This is a genomic window from Planococcus sp. 11815 (genome assembly GCF_051096385.1).
Taxonomy (GTDB): domain Bacteria; phylum Bacillota; class Bacilli; order Bacillales_A; family Planococcaceae; genus Planococcus; species Planococcus citreus.
Genome location: NZ_CP096991.1, coordinates 1303549 through 1318319, shown reverse-complemented (window position 1 = coordinate 1318319; position 14771 = coordinate 1303549). Strand labels below are relative to the sequence as shown.

Annotated in this window: 16 protein-coding genes and 1 riboswitch; of the genes, 4 read left to right on the top strand and 12 right to left on the bottom strand. The window is 49.7% G+C overall.

All coding sequences use genetic code 11. The features are described 5' to 3' along the window. Positions 1 to 64: 64 nt before the first annotated feature. A complete protein-coding gene (locus tag M1Q06_RS06765; protein WP_274841671.1) occupies positions 65 to 565 on the top strand; it encodes a universal stress protein in 501 nt (166 codons plus the stop codon). A 50-nt stretch (positions 566 to 615) separates the two neighbouring features. On the opposite strand, the gene M1Q06_RS06760 is transcribed toward M1Q06_RS06765, so the two are convergent. Next, positions 616 to 1554: an NADP-dependent oxidoreductase gene (locus M1Q06_RS06760; protein WP_058381097.1), complete on the bottom strand. Its 939-nt coding sequence runs from the start codon at positions 1552 to 1554 to the stop codon at positions 616 to 618. A gap of 105 nt (positions 1555 to 1659) precedes the next feature. Continuing rightward, positions 1660 to 1703, top strand: a riboswitch (PreQ1 riboswitch). A gap of 8 nt (positions 1704 to 1711) precedes the next feature. On the opposite strand from M1Q06_RS06760, the gene queC reads away from it, so the two are divergent. From queC to queE, 3 genes are read left to right on the top strand one after another with little or no spacing between them, the layout of a single operon-like run. Further along, the gene (gene queC, locus M1Q06_RS06755) at positions 1712 to 2374 is read left to right on the top strand and encodes a 7-cyano-7-deazaguanine synthase QueC (protein ID WP_434402387.1); all 663 of its coding nucleotides are present in this window, start codon (positions 1712 to 1714) and stop codon (positions 2372 to 2374) included. Next, positions 2371 to 2793, top strand: coding sequence for a 6-carboxytetrahydropterin synthase QueD (gene queD, locus M1Q06_RS06750; protein ID WP_434402385.1), 423 nt, complete (start codon positions 2371 to 2373; stop codon positions 2791 to 2793). The genes queC and queD overlap by 4 nt, the downstream gene beginning before the upstream one ends. Further along, positions 2790 to 3497 carry a 7-carboxy-7-deazaguanine synthase QueE gene (gene queE, locus M1Q06_RS06745; protein WP_434402383.1) on the top strand — a complete coding sequence of 236 codons (708 nt, stop codon included), beginning with the start codon at positions 2790 to 2792 and terminating at the stop codon, positions 3495 to 3497. Before queD ends, queE begins: the two co-directional genes overlap by 4 nt. A gap of 79 nt (positions 3498 to 3576) precedes the next feature. Here queE and M1Q06_RS06740 read toward each other — a convergent pair whose 3' ends face one another. The 11 genes from M1Q06_RS06740 to ezrA form a co-directional block, all read right to left on the bottom strand. Continuing rightward, complete coding sequence (locus M1Q06_RS06740; protein ID WP_434402381.1) at positions 3577 to 3906, bottom strand: zinc ribbon domain-containing protein YjdM; 330 nt, start codon at positions 3904 to 3906, stop codon at positions 3577 to 3579. 89 nt (positions 3907 to 3995) lie between these two features. Next, entirely contained in the window at positions 3996 to 4415 is a 420-nt protein-coding gene (locus M1Q06_RS06735; protein WP_434402379.1) for a universal stress protein, read from the bottom strand. A gap of 123 nt (positions 4416 to 4538) precedes the next feature. Continuing rightward, a complete protein-coding gene (locus M1Q06_RS06730) occupies positions 4539 to 5462 on the bottom strand; it encodes a class I SAM-dependent methyltransferase (protein WP_434402377.1) in 924 nt (307 codons plus the stop codon). 53 nt (positions 5463 to 5515) lie between these two features. Continuing rightward, positions 5516 to 6022: a thiol peroxidase gene (gene tpx, locus M1Q06_RS06725; RefSeq protein WP_058381104.1), complete on the bottom strand. Its 507-nt coding sequence runs from the start codon at positions 6020 to 6022 to the stop codon at positions 5516 to 5518. Between the two features lie 36 nt (positions 6023 to 6058). Further along, on the bottom strand, positions 6059 to 6628 hold the full coding sequence (locus tag M1Q06_RS06720; RefSeq protein ID WP_434402375.1) for an RDD family protein: 570 nt from the start codon (positions 6626 to 6628) through the stop codon (positions 6059 to 6061). A gap of 14 nt (positions 6629 to 6642) precedes the next feature. Further along, on the bottom strand, positions 6643 to 7653 hold the full coding sequence (gene sppA, locus M1Q06_RS06715; protein ID WP_434402842.1) for a signal peptide peptidase SppA: 1011 nt from the start codon (positions 7651 to 7653) through the stop codon (positions 6643 to 6645). 61 nt (positions 7654 to 7714) lie between these two features. Beyond that, positions 7715 to 8647, bottom strand: coding sequence for an EamA family transporter RarD (rarD, locus tag M1Q06_RS06710; RefSeq protein WP_434402840.1), 933 nt, complete (start codon positions 8645 to 8647; stop codon positions 7715 to 7717). A 127-nt stretch (positions 8648 to 8774) separates the two neighbouring features. Then, positions 8775 to 10349, bottom strand: a complete 1575-nt coding sequence (gene mbcS, locus M1Q06_RS06705) for an acyl-CoA synthetase MbcS (protein ID WP_434402373.1) — start codon at positions 10347 to 10349, stop codon at positions 8775 to 8777. Positions 10350 to 10617: 268 nt separating this feature from the next. Next, positions 10618 to 11820 carry a tRNA uracil 4-sulfurtransferase ThiI gene (thiI, locus tag M1Q06_RS06700; RefSeq protein WP_434402371.1) on the bottom strand — a complete coding sequence of 401 codons (1203 nt, stop codon included), beginning with the start codon at positions 11818 to 11820 and terminating at the stop codon, positions 10618 to 10620. Then, positions 11817 to 12929, bottom strand: coding sequence for a cysteine desulfurase family protein (locus M1Q06_RS06695; RefSeq protein WP_434402369.1), 1113 nt, complete (start codon positions 12927 to 12929; stop codon positions 11817 to 11819). The genes thiI and M1Q06_RS06695 overlap by 4 nt, the downstream gene beginning before the upstream one ends. Positions 12930 to 12987: 58 nt before the next feature. After that, positions 12988 to 14682, bottom strand: a complete 1695-nt coding sequence (gene ezrA, locus M1Q06_RS06690) for a septation ring formation regulator EzrA (protein ID WP_121301146.1) — start codon at positions 14680 to 14682, stop codon at positions 12988 to 12990. Between the last annotated feature and the right edge of the window lie 89 nt (positions 14683 to 14771).

Here is a 14771-nt window from a genome sequence, read left to right as displayed (position 1 = left end):
TTAAAGAAGGAACAATTTGCCTATGCCTCGAAAGTTACAGTATAGACAAAGGAGGAATGTACAGATGACATTAAAGTATAATCAAATCATGGTAGCGGTCGACGGATCGAAAGAAGCGGAATGGGCTTTCAAAAAGTCCATCGGGATCGCCACAAGAAACCACGCGACGCTGAATCTGGTAAACGTGATCGATACGCGTTCATTCGCCGCAATCGAAGCATATGACCGTTCGATCGCTGACCGTGCCCAGAAATTCGCTGAAGACTTGCTTGGGGATTATAAAAAAGAAGCCGAAGCCGGCGGTGTTGAGAAAGTCAATATCGTGGTCGATTACGGTTCCCCTAAGACAATGATTCCCCGTGAATTGGCTGAACGAGTCGAAGCCGACTTGATCATCTGCGGCGCGACCGGTTTGAATGCAGTCGAACGTTTCCTCATCGGCAGTGTATCAGAACATATCGTCCGCTCCTCTAAATGCGACGTGCTTGTCGTCCGTACAGACGAAGCACAAAGCGATGCACCAGACGATTATTATTCGGAAGAACGTTCCGGAAAACCTGAATAACACAAGAAAAAGCACGCGGCCTCTATCCTAGCCGCGTGCTTTTTCTATGATCATTTCTTCACTTGAATGACGATTTTCCCTCTGGCATGATGGGATTCGCTTAATTCATGCGCTTCCCGTACGCCTTCTTCCGTCAACGGATAGATATGGCCGACTTCTGGCTTCACTTCGCCGCTGACAAACAAATCGCCCAATTTTTTCAATTGCTGGCCATTTGGCTCCAGCCAGAAACTGCTGACGTCAATGCCGAGTTTTTCCGCTTGTTCTTCATCAGGCTGTCCGGCTATGCTGACAAGCCTGCCGCCGCGCTTCAATACGCCGTAACTTTTTTCGAGCGTTTCGCCGCCCATTGTATCCAATACGAAATCAAAATTCTCCAGCACTTCCGAGAAATCCTCTTCGCGGTAGTCGATGACACGATTCGCGCCGAGAGACGTGACGAGTTCGTCATTTTTATCGCTTGCTGTTGTCGCTACATAACAGCCGATGCTGTTGGCGATTTGGATCGCCATGCTTCCGACGCCGCCAGCACCTGCATGGATCAGCACTTTATCGCCTTTCTTGATATGCCCAATCTCCACCAGGCATTGCCATGCAGTTAGCCCCGTCAATGGAATTGCTGCGCCTTCCTCAAAGCTCATGCTTTCAGGCATGCGAGCCAGCAGGTTTTCCTCTACCGGGACAAATTCAGCATACGTTCCTTGCCGCGTTGTGTCAGGACGCGCAAAAACCCGGTCGCCTGGATGATAGTGCTTGACCTCATCGCCTACTTCTTTGACGACTCCTGCAACATCCCATCCGAGAATGATCGGGAATTCCCATGGCAGCATTTCTTTCAAATAGCCTTCCCTCAGCTTCCAATCAATCGGGTTGACTGAAGTTGCATGAACTTCCACCAACACTTGATGCGCTGAAATAGCGGGCGTTTCCACTTCACGTTCTTTCAGTTGCTCTTTCCCTCCGTACTGGTCAATAACGATAGCTTTCATCTGCACCCACTCCTCCCTTTTACCACTTATATACCCTGACACCATTTTGCTACACCTGAAAAAGCACAGGAACTTGCCTAATTATGCTATTATGGTAACTGTTTCATAAAAGAGGTTCGCAAACTCCCTCTCTAAAAAACTAAGGAGCTGTATTGAAATGAAAAATGAAAAAGCAGTCGTTGTATTCAGCGGCGGGCAAGACAGCACCACTTGCCTCTTTTGGGCGCTGGAACAATTCAGCGAAGTGCTCGCCGTCACTTTCGATTACGGCCAGCGCCACTCGCAGGAAATCGACCATGCAAAACGCATTGCAGAAACGCTCGGCGTAACATTGCAAGTGCTCGACATGGGGCTGGTCAATCAATTATCCGCCAATGCCTTGACGCGCGATTCGATTGAAGTCGAAGAGCAAAAGGACGGGCCGCCTTCCACATTCGTTCCCGGGCGCAATTTATTGTTCCTGTCTTTTGCGGCGATTTACGCCGATGCATTCGGCGCACGCCACCTCGTGACTGGTGTCAGCGAGACGGATTTCAGCGGTTATCCGGATTGCCGGGATACCTTTATCCGGTCGCTCAATGTCACGCTCAACTTATCGATGGATAAGCAATTCGTCATCCATACACCGCTCATGTGGCTCGACAAGGCAGGCGTCTGGGAACTGTCCGACGAGCTTGGCGCATTCGAATTCGTCCAGACCGAAACCTTGACCTGCTACCACGGCATTCCGGCAGCAGGCTGCGGCACTTGCCCGTCTTGCGTGCTGCGCAACCAAGGCTTGCAGACCTACCTTTCCAAAAAAGAAGGTGCGAAATCTTGATGCAGCAATTCTACCCTTCCGTTCAGCATCCCTATAGCTTTGAATTAAATAAAGACATGCATTTTTCCGCGGCGCATTATATCCCGGCCGATGAAGCCGGAAAATGCGCGAAAATGCATGGCCATACTTACCATTTAAATATCACGATTGCCGGCGACCACTTGAACAGCACCGGTTTTCTTATCGACTTCAAGCAATTAAAAGACTTGATCCATAAACGCTATGACCACAGTGTTTTGAATGACCACCCGGAATTCACAGAGACTTTCCCGACGACCGAGCAGCTCGCCCAACAAATACACAAGCTGATCCAAGACACGCTCGACCGCTCAGACAACCAGCCGAAATGCATCCAAGTCATCGTCCGGGAAACCCCGACAAGCTATGTCATTTACCGGCCAAAAGAGGTGTCTTCATGAAGATCCCTGTAATGGAAGTATTCGGCCCGACGATCCAAGGCGAAGGCATGGTCATGGGCCAGAAGACGATGTTCGTCCGGACCGCCGGCTGCGATTATTCCTGTTCGTGGTGCGATTCCAAATTCACTTGGGACGGCACCGGAAAAAGTACTGCGATGACCGCAGATGACATTGTCCGACAGCTCGAGGCGCTTGGTAAAGACGCCTTTTCTCACGTCACCATCTCCGGAGGCAACCCGGCACTTCATAAAGGCATCGCGGAACTGGTCGCATTATGCCAAGAAAAAGGTTGGCGCACAGCTGTCGAAACGCAAGGCAGCATCTGGCAGGACTGGCTCTTGGAAATCGATGAAGTCACCGTCTCCCCAAAGCCGCCGAGTTCTGGCATGATTCTGGACTATTCCCAGCTCGATGCGATGCTCGGCAGGCTATCGTCATCTCAAGCCAGCCTGAAAGTCGTCGTTTTCGATGAAGCGGATTTCTTTTTCGCGGAACAGCTCCACCTGCGCTATCCGTCATTCCCATTCTTTTTGCAAGTCGGCAATGACGACACGCAGACGACCGAAGATGAGAAACTGGTCCAGCATCTGCTTGGGCGCTATCAATGGCTAATCGACAGGCATTTGGTTTCCGCCCCTCTCAATGACGCAAAAGTGCTGCCGCAGCTCCATACATTGTTATGGGGCAATAAGCGTGGCGTATAAATTGCAATAACAAAACCGGCATTCCCCCAATAATCGGGGAATGCCGGTTTTTATGTTGATGCACTTAATACTTAAAGGATCAGGCTTTTTTCACAAACTGCGATTTCAACTGCATCGCGCCGAAGCCATCGATTTTGCAATCAATATTATGGTCTCCGTCCACAAGTCGGATGCTTTTGACTTTCGTGCCGATTTTCAAGGTATTCGAACTTCCTTTCACTTTCAAATCCTTGATGACTGTAACAGCGTCCCCGTCCTGCAAAGTATTTCCGACGGCATCGCGCACCGCCTCTTCTTGCAGTTGTTCAGCCGGGTTCCATTCATAGGCACATTCCGGGCAGACCACCATTCCCGCATCTTCATACGTATACTGTGAACCGCATTTCGGGCAATTCGGCAACTCCGTCATCTATCTACTCATCTCCCATTTTTCACGATGCTCGAAGCACCGACAGATGTACTTAGTATACCAAATCACCGGGGCGTATAGGGCGGCATTTATCTGACTACCAACACAGGGCATTCTGCATGATTGACGACCTTGTGGCTGACGCTGCCGAGCATCACTTCGCGAATCGGCGACAAACCGCGGCTGCCGATAACAACAAGATCATATGCTTTTTCCTTGGTCATCTTGACGATGGCAGGGCCTGGAATGCCATGCAGTACTTCGATTTGATGGAATATTTTTTCCCTATCCAACATCTCGGTAACCGGCAAGATTTTCTTCCTCCGTGCCAAATCGAATTCCATCGCCGAGGCGTCGTGGATCACTTCATTTTCATCTTCCTTATAATCGGAAACATAGACGACCGTCACTTCCGACCCGTCGGTCAAACTAGCAATCTTCACTGCTTCTTTGGCTGCACGGATCGAGTTTTCCGACCCGTCGACGGCCAATAAGATGTGCTGATACATAGTCCCACTCCTTTCAAGCTAATGGTTCTCTTATCTCTTTACGCTATTCGCCGTTTGCTCGAAAGTTCCTGCCTTTTTCCAGAAACGAAAAAACCGGCCCTATCCAGATAGGGCCGGCTTGTATCATGATTTGTTTTCTTTGAACCATCCATTGACTTGCGTGAAGAACTTCGCCATCGTCTCCGGCTTCGACATATTCGGGACACGCGCAAGAAGCACTTCTTTCGGAGCTTTCAAGCCGTCCTTTTTCTTCTGCAAAACCAAGACGGCTTTTGCATGCTGTGCATTTTTGAAGATATTCTCCGGCAGTTCCATCACCGCCTGAATATGCGCCTGCTGTTTCAGGAAGCTATGCAATTGCCCGGCAAGCGGCGACTCGAAAATGTTGCGTGGAATGACAAAGAACAAATAGCCGCCTTCTTTCGTATGCTTCAAGGACTGCTCGATGAACAGGTGATGGGCATAGGACATGCCTTCTTCCGCTTTCAACTCATAATTCGAGGCAGTCGCTTCGTCCGGGTAATAACCGACCGGCAAATCGGAAACGACGCAGTCGACCGGATCGATCAATAGTGGCTGCAGGGCATCCTGCAAATAAAAGGTCACTGGCTGCTCAATCAAATTGCCGATATTCGAAGCCAGCCGGATCAACAGGTCATCCAGTTCGACAGCTGTCCCGCTCATACGGCCGTCCAAATAGTTCATCACCGTAAACAGCAGATTGCCCGTGCCCGCAGCCGGGTCCAGCACAGTCGCTTGATGCTCCTTAACGAACAGCTCCACCAGATAGCCGATCAACAGCCCGAGAGCATCCGGCGTCATTTGGTGATGGGGCTGGACATGCTCTTTCATGCCTTTTAAAATCGACAGCTGGATCGCTTTTCGCATATCTTCTTTCGTTGCGCCTTGCGCGATACTCAATTGCCCGTCCAGCCAGCGTTCGGTCGTCGTCAGCAAACTTTCTAAATAGGAATTTTCTTCCTGTTTTTGGATCGACACCGTTTCATTGTCGATTGCCGTAAAAATGCTTTCCATAGATGAATTCATAAATCTCCGTCCTCAATAAGGAAACCCACTCGGCAAGAGTGGGTTTCCTGGTATTAGTTTGTCAGTTCTTTGACTGCTTCGAGTGCTTTGTCGTAATCCGGGTGATCGGTGCCTTCTGCCACATATTCCACATATGCCACTTTTCCGTCTTTGTCGACTACGAAAATGGAACGTGCCAATAAACGCAGCTCCTGCATCGTCAAGCCGTACGCTTCACCGAACGAAAGATCGCGGTGGTCGGACAATGTCGTGATGGAGTCTACACCGTTGATTTCTGTCCAGCGTTTCTGCGCGAATGGCAAGTCACAGGAAACCGTCAGTACTTCGACGTCTTCTCCGAGTGAAGCTGCTTCTTCGCTAAAACGTTTTGTCTGATCGGAACATACTCCTGTATCGAGTGATGGAACGACACTGACCAAAAGCACTTTGCCTTTGAAGTCTTGTAAAGTCTTCGGTTCCAGGCTATTCGATAGCGCCGTGAAATCCGGTGCCTGATCGCCCACTTTCACTTCATTGCCTGGCAATGTTACAGGGTTTTGCTTGAATGTGATTTGTACCAAATTGCAACGCCTCCCTTTCAGATTACCTTTATCATACTAAATGCCTTCACTCTCTTGCAACTGAGACCCTTCCAGCCGTTTTCTCGCCATCTGCTGTTTGCGGTAAGATTCCTCGTGGACAACGGTCGTATCCGCGATGAAATCATGCACGCCTTGTTTCAATGGCGTAAAGCCGACAATCCAGTACAAAGGCAAGATCGTCACCGAAATAAAGCGGCCGATCCATTCGCGGAACAATAAAGTCGACCAGGATAAACGATCCGTTTTCAGTGAAACAACACGCAGGCCGAAAATCATCTTGCCGACCGTCTGCGCGAAAAATTTGGTCATCAAGACAAAATAACCGTAAAAGACAATCGCTGTCAAAATCGCATAAGGCGCGTACCATGCCGTTTCAGCCGTTTCCCACCCGAACAGCGCAAACAACGGGCGGATCAAAATAGAAGAAACTGCCGAAATAACCAGGACATCGATCAAATACGCCCAGAAGCGCATCCAGAAACCAGCCGGCTTGCGTTCATAAAAAAGAATCTGATCGTTTTCCGGCCGGACCGGCGGAGTTGCAGCCGCTCGCTCCGCCCCATCATTGTTGACGTGATCAGTCATGCTTCTCCACCTCCTTAGTTTTCACCGTATAGATACATCATGCGCGGCCCGCTGTTTTGGGACAGCATATCCGAGATGAACTTCGTTTCCATGTCCATGCCGAAAAATGAGCCTGCCTTCATCGCGAAAAGCGAGGACCAGTCATCTCCTGCACCGTACTCGAAAACTTCGGCATCGGCTAGATCGAAATCATCGCGCATCGCCTGGATGACATCTTCTGCAAAGCCGAAATCGTCCGCTAGGTTCGCTTCAACTGCTTGGCGGCCGTTCATGATGCGCCCGTCCGCGTATTCTTTCACTTCCGCTTCGGTCATATCGCGCCCTTCTTCGATAACATCGACAAATTCTTCATATGAACTGTCGAGCATGTCTTGTAATAGCGCACGCTCTTCTTCTGTCATTTCACGTGTTGGGCTCAGGATGTCTTTGTATGGCCCCGATTTGATGGTGACGAAATCCACGCCGTAGCGTTCGGCAAGTTCACCGTAATTGACGCTTTGCATGATAACGCCGATCGATCCTGTCAAGGTTTCTTCACTGACGAAGATCTTTTCAGCTGGCGCGGCAATATAATAACCGCCTGATGCAGCCATGGCACCCATCGAAACATACAGCGGCTTGCCGGTTTCCTCCTGAATCTCCTTTATCTTATCGTGGATCTGAGCGGACTCAACGACCCCTCCACCAGGGGAGTTGACTTGCAGCACAACGCCTTTGACGCTGCTGTCTTCCTTAACAGCCTGCAATTGCTCCATGAATAAATCATGGTTATAGCCAGCAGCGGCGAAAACGGACGCTTCGCCCGTATCCTGGATCGCCCCGTCCACATTCAATACGGCAATCCGGTTGGACGTATCGCCTGCCTCAACCACTTGTTCGCTTAAAGCCGTCTGTTCCATGCCTGTCCAATCGTCAAAGCCTGAAGTGAAATCCGATTGCAGCACTGAAAAAGCCGAGTTAATGACTAGAGATATCACCAGCAAAGCAGCAGCGGCCAGCAAGGCAATCCATCGTTTTGTGTTCATCATGTTTCAGTTCCCTCCTTAAGTATTCCATTTAACTATACGCAGTAGCATTCAAAATGTTTCACTTTCCGCTAAATTCGGCACCAACTAAATGGCGGTTCTTCTTTGTCCGCCTCGCCTCCACAATTTTCGATCCCGTGAACAAGATCAAAGCACTCCAGATAAACGAGAAGGAAATGACCGATATTAAGCCGAATTTCTCCCCATAAAGGAAGACGCCGATCAACAACATCAAGCTCGGGGCAATGTATTGAAGGAAGCCAATCATGTATAAAGGAATGAGCGGCGCCCCCATGGCAAACAACAGAAGCGGCAAAGCAGTCAAAAAGCCGCTAAGGATGACGAGCAGGTCGGTCGACACGCCGCTATGCAGGAATGCCGCACGGTCGATCGAAAACAAATAGACATAGTAGGCGGTCGCAAACGGCAGCACGAACAGTGTCTCGATTGCAAGGCCTCTTAACGCATTCAATTGGATGGTCTTCTTGATCAATCCGTAGAACGCAAAACTGAACGCCATGCCGAGTGCCAGCCAAGGCAGCGTCCCATAGGAAATCGTGATCACCGAGACGCCTATTGCCGCAAGCACGAACGCAATTTTTACCGCCGGCGACAGCTTTTCCTTTAGAAAGAACGAGCCGAGCAGCACGGAAATCAGCGGATTGATGTAATAGCCAAGACTCGTTTCGACGATCCGGTCATTGGTTACCGCATAAATATAGAAGAACCAGTTAGCCGAAATGAGAAACGAAGCGAGCATGAGCAGGAAGAAGGTTTTCTTCGACTTCCATAAAGACTTGATATCTTCCACGAACCGCTTGCCGCCTCCTGTCAGCACGATAAAGCCAAGCGTCAGCCAAAACGCCCAGAAAATACGGCCGGCCAATAATTCATCAGCGGGCACATGGTCGACTTGTTTCCAGAATATCGGGAGAAATCCCCAAATCGTATAAGTTAAAATCGTCAGCAGTGTTCCTTTTTTCTCTTCAGTCATCTTCGCATCGCGCACCATTCTTAAAATATTTTTATTCACGAAATAATAGACCCATTATATGCCTGCCCTATTGGAAAGTAAATACAGCAAAAGCCCCCGGTATGAGCGGAGGCTTTTGGCTAAATTATTATTTTTTTGCGTTTTCGGCTTGCCGCAGTTCGACGCGGCGGATCTTGCCGGATGCGGTTTTCGGCAACTCGCTGCGGAACTCGACCGCGCGCGGATATTTATACGGCGCCGTCAATTCCTTAACGTGGTTCTGGAGTTCCTTGACGAGCTCTTCTCCGCCCTCATGTCCTTGAGTCAAGACGACGAACGCTTTCACGATCGTCCCGCGGATTTCATCCGGTGAACCGACGACGGCGCATTCCTGTACGGCGGGATGCTTGACGAGCGCATCTTCCACTTCGAATGGCCCGATCGTGTAGCCTGAAGAAATGATAATGTCATCGCCGCGCCCTTCAAACCAGAAAAAGCCGTCTTCGTCTTTCGACGCTTTATCGCCCGTTACATAATAATCACCGCGGAACTGCATTTGCGTCCGCTCAGCGTCTTTGAAATATTCCTTGAACAGCGCCGGCGTCTCGACATGCACAGCGATATCCCCGACTTCTCCAACTGCACAAGGCTCGCCGTTATCGTCGATGATTTCCACCCGGTTGCCTGGTGTCGGTTTGCCCATCGAACCTGTGCGCCCCTCTGTGCCTTTCATCGTGCCGACAAGCAAGGTGTTCTCGGTCTGCCCATAGCCGTCGCGTACATCCAACTCGAAATGCTTCCGGAACACATCGATCACTTCAGCATTCAAGGGTTCGCCGGCTGACACGGCACTGTGAAGCGCGCTTAAATCGTATTTCGCCAAATCTTTTTGCTTCGCCATCAAGCGGTATTCTGTCGGCGTGCAGCACAGCACATTGATTTTCCGCTGTTCCAGCAACTCCAAGTATACTGCCGGGTCGAATTTGCCGTTGTAGACAAATGCCGTCGCACCGCTTCCAAGTGTCGCGAGGAACGGGCTCCAGATCCATTTTTGCCAGCCCGGGCTCGCCGTCGCCCAGACCAGATCCCCTGTTTTTGCCCCGAGCCAATGCTCTGCAGAGGTGCGCAAATGTGCGTACGCCCAGCCATGGCTATGGACAACGCCTTTAGGATTGCCGGTCGTCCCCGATGTGTAGGAAAGAAACGCCATATCGTCATTCTTGGTCGGTGCCGCTTCGTAACGATCAGAAGCTGAAGCCATTTCGTCCGTCAATGAAATCCAGGAATCCGATCCTTGGCCGATGACGAAATTCGTCAGCCCATCCATTTCGGCGACTCCCTTGAATTGGCCCAGAAACGGTTCATACGCGATGACCGCTTTGGCTTCGCTATGATTCAGCCGGTAAGAGATGTCTTTCGCCCGCAGCATTTCAGAACTTGGAATGACGACGAGCCCTGCTTTTAATGCCCCAGTGTAAACTACATAGGCTTCGACGAGGCGAGGCACCATGACCAATACGACATCGCCTTTTTTTAGGCCAGCTTTATCGAAGCTGTTCGCTGCACGGTTTGCTTGTTGGATTAATTCGTCATATGTAAGTTCCTTCTTTTCCCCTTGGTCATTTTCCCAAATGATCGCTTTGCGCCCGTCCCCAGTCGCAAAGCGTTCGAATTCTTCCACCAAATTATAGTTTTCAGGTGCCAGCAATTGTTCGCGTTTCATTCCAATCTCCCCTTTGCCAATGAACTAATATTATTCTTATATTATTATACAATAGATATTTAATTATTCAAAATAATTATTTAAAACGTAGCGACTTCAATTTCATTTGATTTTCTAACTTAATTAATTTGACACTAGTGATTTCCTTTCAAAACCAATATCAATATTTCAAGTGATCGTTCTAATAGAATAACGAATTTATGTCATAACAAAAGCCCAGCCAAGAACAAACTTTCTGTTCTTGGCTGGGCTTTTCGAGTGAATCGGATTACAGCAAGTCTTCGAAACGCTGTTGTTTCTTTCTTGGGAATTCGATGATCTCGCGCTCTGCTACCGCTCGGTCGATCATTTCGTCGAATGATACAAAGCTCTCGTAATGCTCTACTTTATCGGTTTTCGGTTTCGTTTTCGGGTTGGCCGGCGTGAAGATCGTGCAGCAATCCTCATATGGCCGAATGGAAATATCGTATGTGCCGATCGCTTGCGCCGTTTCGATGATTTCAAGTTTGTCCTGTGCGATCAAGGGGCGCAAAATCGGCGTGTTTGTCACTGCGTTGATCGCCTGCAGGCTCTCAAGCGTCTGGCTGGCGACTTGGCCAAGGCTTTCGCCTGTGATGATTGCTTTAGCATCCGTTTTTGCGCGCACGGCATCCGCTATGCGCATCATCATGCGGCGCGTGGATGTCATCGTGATATTGTCCGGCACTTGCTTATGGACTTCCTGCTGGATTTCAGTGAACGGGATGATGTGCAAAGTGACAGGAGACCCGAAGCCGCTCAATTTCTCGGCAAGATCAAGCACTTTCTCTTTTGCGCGCTCGGTTGTAAACGGCGGGCTGAAGAAATGGATCAGTTCAAGCCTGACTCCCCGCTTGAGCATATGATATCCCGCAACAGGGCTATCAATACCGCCTGACAGCATCAAAAGCGCCCGGCCGCCTGCGCCGATCGGTAAGCCGGCTGCGCCTTGGATAGTTTCAGCCATCATATAAGCGGCGTCTTGGCGGATTTCGACATTCAAGTCGATATCAGGGTTTCTCATCGCGACTGTCAGCTCGGGCGTATTGCCGAGTACATATCCCCCGATCGTGCGCATGATCTCCGGTTTTTCGTAAGGAAATTCCTTGTTTGGCCTTTTGACGGAAACTTTAAAGCTCTTGTCCTTAGGATCCATCTTGCTGACGATCGCTAAAGCGGTATGCTTCATATCATCCAATTCCAGGCTCGTCTGTGTCACAGGGCTGAATGACTGGATGCCGAATACGTAAGGCAAGCGAGACAAAATATCTTCCATGCCTTGTTCAGCGTCGCAGAATAAGAACATCCGGTCGCGTTCTGCTTTGATGCGCAAAGTCGGCGTGCCTGCGAATAAAGTCTGTATATTATTGCGGAGCCGTGAGATGAACGCTTTTCGGTTGCGGCCTTTTGTCGACAGCTCGCCGTAGCGGATAAGAATTTGGTTGGTTTTCATGATTGTTCGACTCCTTTGATCGTTTGATGCGCTTTATGGAAACGTTTCTTCAATTCGCTGATGTCTTCACGGGTGGTCATGGCGCCAAAGCTGATGCGGATCGTGCCGTCACGGTATTCGCGCGGCAGGCCGATTGCTTCAATGACGTGGCTTGCCTGCTTGTTCTTGGAAGAACAGGCGCTCGAAGTAGAAACGATGACACCTTCTTGCTGCAAGGCACCGACTAAAGTTTCCCCGCGCGCATCCTTGATCGCCACAGCCAAGATATGCGGCGCTGCGCCGGATGGGCTGACGATGTAAATATCTTTGTATCCGGAGAAAAAGCTGCGCAATTCTGCATTCCATTCTAGATGATCGGGGTTTGATGTTGCAAGGCGCAATGCTTTTGCCATTGCTGCAGCGTTCGGAACCGAGACCGTCCCGCTGCGAAGCCCGGCTTCTTGCCCGCCGCCGAACAAAATCGGCTCGAGTTCCGCCTTATTGACGGCCAAAATCCCGCTGTTCTTCAATCCATGAAGCTTATGTGCAGAGACGGTCAGTAAATCCGGCATCTCCTGCTCGCTTAGTGGCAGTTTACCGGCACCTTGCACAGCATCCACATGAAACAGCGCGCGGTGGTTGCTGAGCATTCGCCGAATATCCGCCAGCGGATGGATCGTGCCGATTTCATTATTGACTTGCATTAGGCTGACGAGAATTGTATCTTCCCGAAGCGCCTGCTGCAGGTCAGCGAGATCGATTGCGCCTTTTCTATCGACTGAAAGCAGCGTGATTTCAAATCCTTCTTTTTCGAGTTGCTTCAACGGTTCCAGAACTGATGGGTGTTCGGTTTTGCACGAGATGATGTGCCGGCCTTTTTCTTGATTGGCATGAGCGGCCCCCCGAATCGCCAGGTTATTCGCTTCGGTGCCACCAGATGTGAAAATTATGCGCCCAAAGCCGAGCAGGCCCTTGATCTGGCTGCGCGCCGACTCGAGTAAATCTTCCGCTTCGTTTCCCAGGCGATGCAGCGAAGCCGGATTCGCGAAATAGCGGCTGCTCGCCTTTACATAGGTTTCGAGCACTTGCGGGTCGGGTTCGGTCGTTGCGCTATTATCCAAATAAATCATTAGCAATCCCTCCGAAAAGAAAACCACCAGCTTGTCTGCTGGTGGTTTCGTTATTTTCTTAGTCCTTATCTTTTACGAGCACTTCAATGCGTTTCATCGAACCGGGCTCGAAATTCTCGACAGCCGTCGCCGCTTCTTCGAGCGCTTTCGTATAGCGCATTTGGCGGAAAGATTCTTCCGCTTCCAAAAGATGGGCGTGAAGCTGTGGATTCGTCTTCCGGTAACGGTTTCCGTACTGGATAATGCGTTCCACCAGCAAGACGTTTTCGACCATTTCTTTTGCTTTGATCTCCACATCCGTAATGCTCGTTTCTGCCTGTTCCATATAATTATCGACTAGCTTCATATTAAGGGGCACTTCGCGAAGCGCGCGCATCGCGACAAACAAATGCTCTTCGGCTTCCTCGAGACGGACATCCATGTCTTCCGGAATACCCGGGATGTTCGCTTTATGCAACATGCGGTCCGTCTCTTGAAGGCGGCGCCTCAGTTCCTCCACATGAATGCGGGCCTTGTTTTCCTCGACGCGCAAGTTTTTCAATGCATCGGTAAAGTCCATTTGCGTGGAATCGACGATCGTCAAATCTTCACGGATGTGCATCAATTCATCCTGGAGGCTTGAATAGGCGGATTGGTCTTCTTCTAACCGGTTCGCCAATAGTTCAAAGCGCTTTGCAAGCTGTTCGACTTTCTCTAAGCAAGTCTTCGGAATTGCCGCTTCTTGGTCCGTGATTTTATAGCTGTGCTGCACATAACGGCTTTCTTCTTCCAGTTCCTGGGTATCACGCGCAACCACTTGCAGGTGGCGCTCTGTGTCCATCAAATGCTGGTCGATATAATGTTTTGCCGCTACTTCTTTTTCAAGCAGGTCGTACATGGCATCGATCCGGTCTTTTATTTCGTCGACACGGTTCTTGCTATCGGTTACTTCCAAAGTTTCCAGTTGTTTTTTCAAGACAGCCAGCTCTTGTTCGATTTCTTCGATCTTTTCGGTCAACCCAAGATGGTTGAGGTAATACGACTGCTCTTCCATTTCTTGTTTGCCTTGGCGCAGTTGCGCCAAATCCTGCGGAATCTTCTCATCGATTTCCGTCAGCATCATCGGGATATCGTCTACCAGCATAAAGGCTTGTGCGCTGTCAGCCGATAGATTGATGACCGTCTCACGCGCTCTTAAGTAATTGCCTTCATCCGTCAACTGGTCGTATTCCTCAAAGCGTTGGACGAATGACTCCAAGCGCTTCTCAAGCGGACCGGCAGCTGCGCCGTACGAAGACTTATGCGCGAGCAAGTTTTTGCGGGCGCGAACGTATTTGTCCTGAATCAAATCCATCTCGCTGCGGTTTTTCTCTTCGCTGCCGATCAACTCGTCCAGTTCCGCGAAGATGACCGCGATTTGCTGGTCGGCGTCATCTATTTTCACTTCGGCTTGTTTTTCAAGCTTGGAAGCCTTCGGGAAGTTAAAGCGCTTGATCGATTCTTCTGCGTCATAGAGTGTTGCGTCTATTTTCGGGATATCGACATCCATGATTTCGTCCCATTTATTACGCCAGCGCTCGAACATTTCCTCTGTCTGGCCGTTCAAGTTTAATTGTTTCACTTTGGTAAGTTCTTCCATAATTGGTTTCTCTTTTAGTTGCAGTTTCAGTTGTTCCAGACGCTCGATTTCCGCATTGTGTTTTTTTCGAAACACCATGCCGATGATAAGCAGCGCCAATAGAATGATGACCGCAATGATGATATACTCCATCATAAGTCATTTAGCCCCCTGTTCCAAATACATTACCGGTTACATAAGTATGTTTAATGATTCTTTTATTTTAACATGTATTCTACTCTTTT

Excerpts from the sequence above, each read along its gene's own strand:
- M1Q06_RS06765 (WP_274841671.1), top strand. The coding sequence starts at position 65 with ATGACATTAAAGTATAATCAAATCATGGTAGCGGTCGACGGATCGAAA.
- M1Q06_RS06760 (WP_058381097.1), bottom strand. The coding sequence starts at position 1,554 with ATGAAAGCTATCGTTATTGACCAGTACGGAGGGAAAGAGCAACTGAAA.
- queC (WP_434402387.1), top strand. The coding sequence starts at position 1,712 with ATGAAAAATGAAAAAGCAGTCGTTGTATTCAGCGGCGGGCAAGACAGC.
- queE (WP_434402383.1), top strand. The coding sequence starts at position 2,790 with ATGAAGATCCCTGTAATGGAAGTATTCGGCCCGACGATCCAAGGCGAA.
- M1Q06_RS06740 (WP_434402381.1), bottom strand. The coding sequence starts at position 3,906 with ATGACGGAGTTGCCGAATTGCCCGAAATGCGGTTCACAGTATACGTAT.
- M1Q06_RS06735 (WP_434402379.1), bottom strand. The coding sequence starts at position 4,415 with ATGTATCAGCACATCTTATTGGCCGTCGACGGGTCGGAAAACTCGATC.
- M1Q06_RS06730 (WP_434402377.1), bottom strand. The coding sequence starts at position 5,462 with ATGAATTCATCTATGGAAAGCATTTTTACGGCAATCGACAATGAAACG.
- M1Q06_RS06720 (WP_434402375.1), bottom strand. The coding sequence starts at position 6,628 with ATGACTGATCACGTCAACAATGATGGGGCGGAGCGAGCGGCTGCAACT.
- sppA (WP_434402842.1), bottom strand. The coding sequence starts at position 7,653 with ATGAACACAAAACGATGGATTGCCTTGCTGGCCGCTGCTGCTTTGCTG.
- rarD (WP_434402840.1), bottom strand. The coding sequence starts at position 8,647 with ATGACTGAAGAGAAAAAAGGAACACTGCTGACGATTTTAACTTATACG.
- mbcS (WP_434402373.1), bottom strand. The coding sequence starts at position 10,349 with ATGAAACGCGAACAATTGCTGGCACCTGAAAACTATAATTTGGTGGAA.
- thiI (WP_434402371.1), bottom strand. The coding sequence starts at position 11,820 with ATGAAAACCAACCAAATTCTTATCCGCTACGGCGAGCTGTCGACAAAA.
- M1Q06_RS06695 (WP_434402369.1), bottom strand. The coding sequence starts at position 12,929 with ATGATTTATTTGGATAATAGCGCAACGACCGAACCCGACCCGCAAGTG.
- ezrA (WP_121301146.1), bottom strand. The coding sequence starts at position 14,682 with ATGATGGAGTATATCATCATTGCGGTCATCATTCTATTGGCGCTGCTT.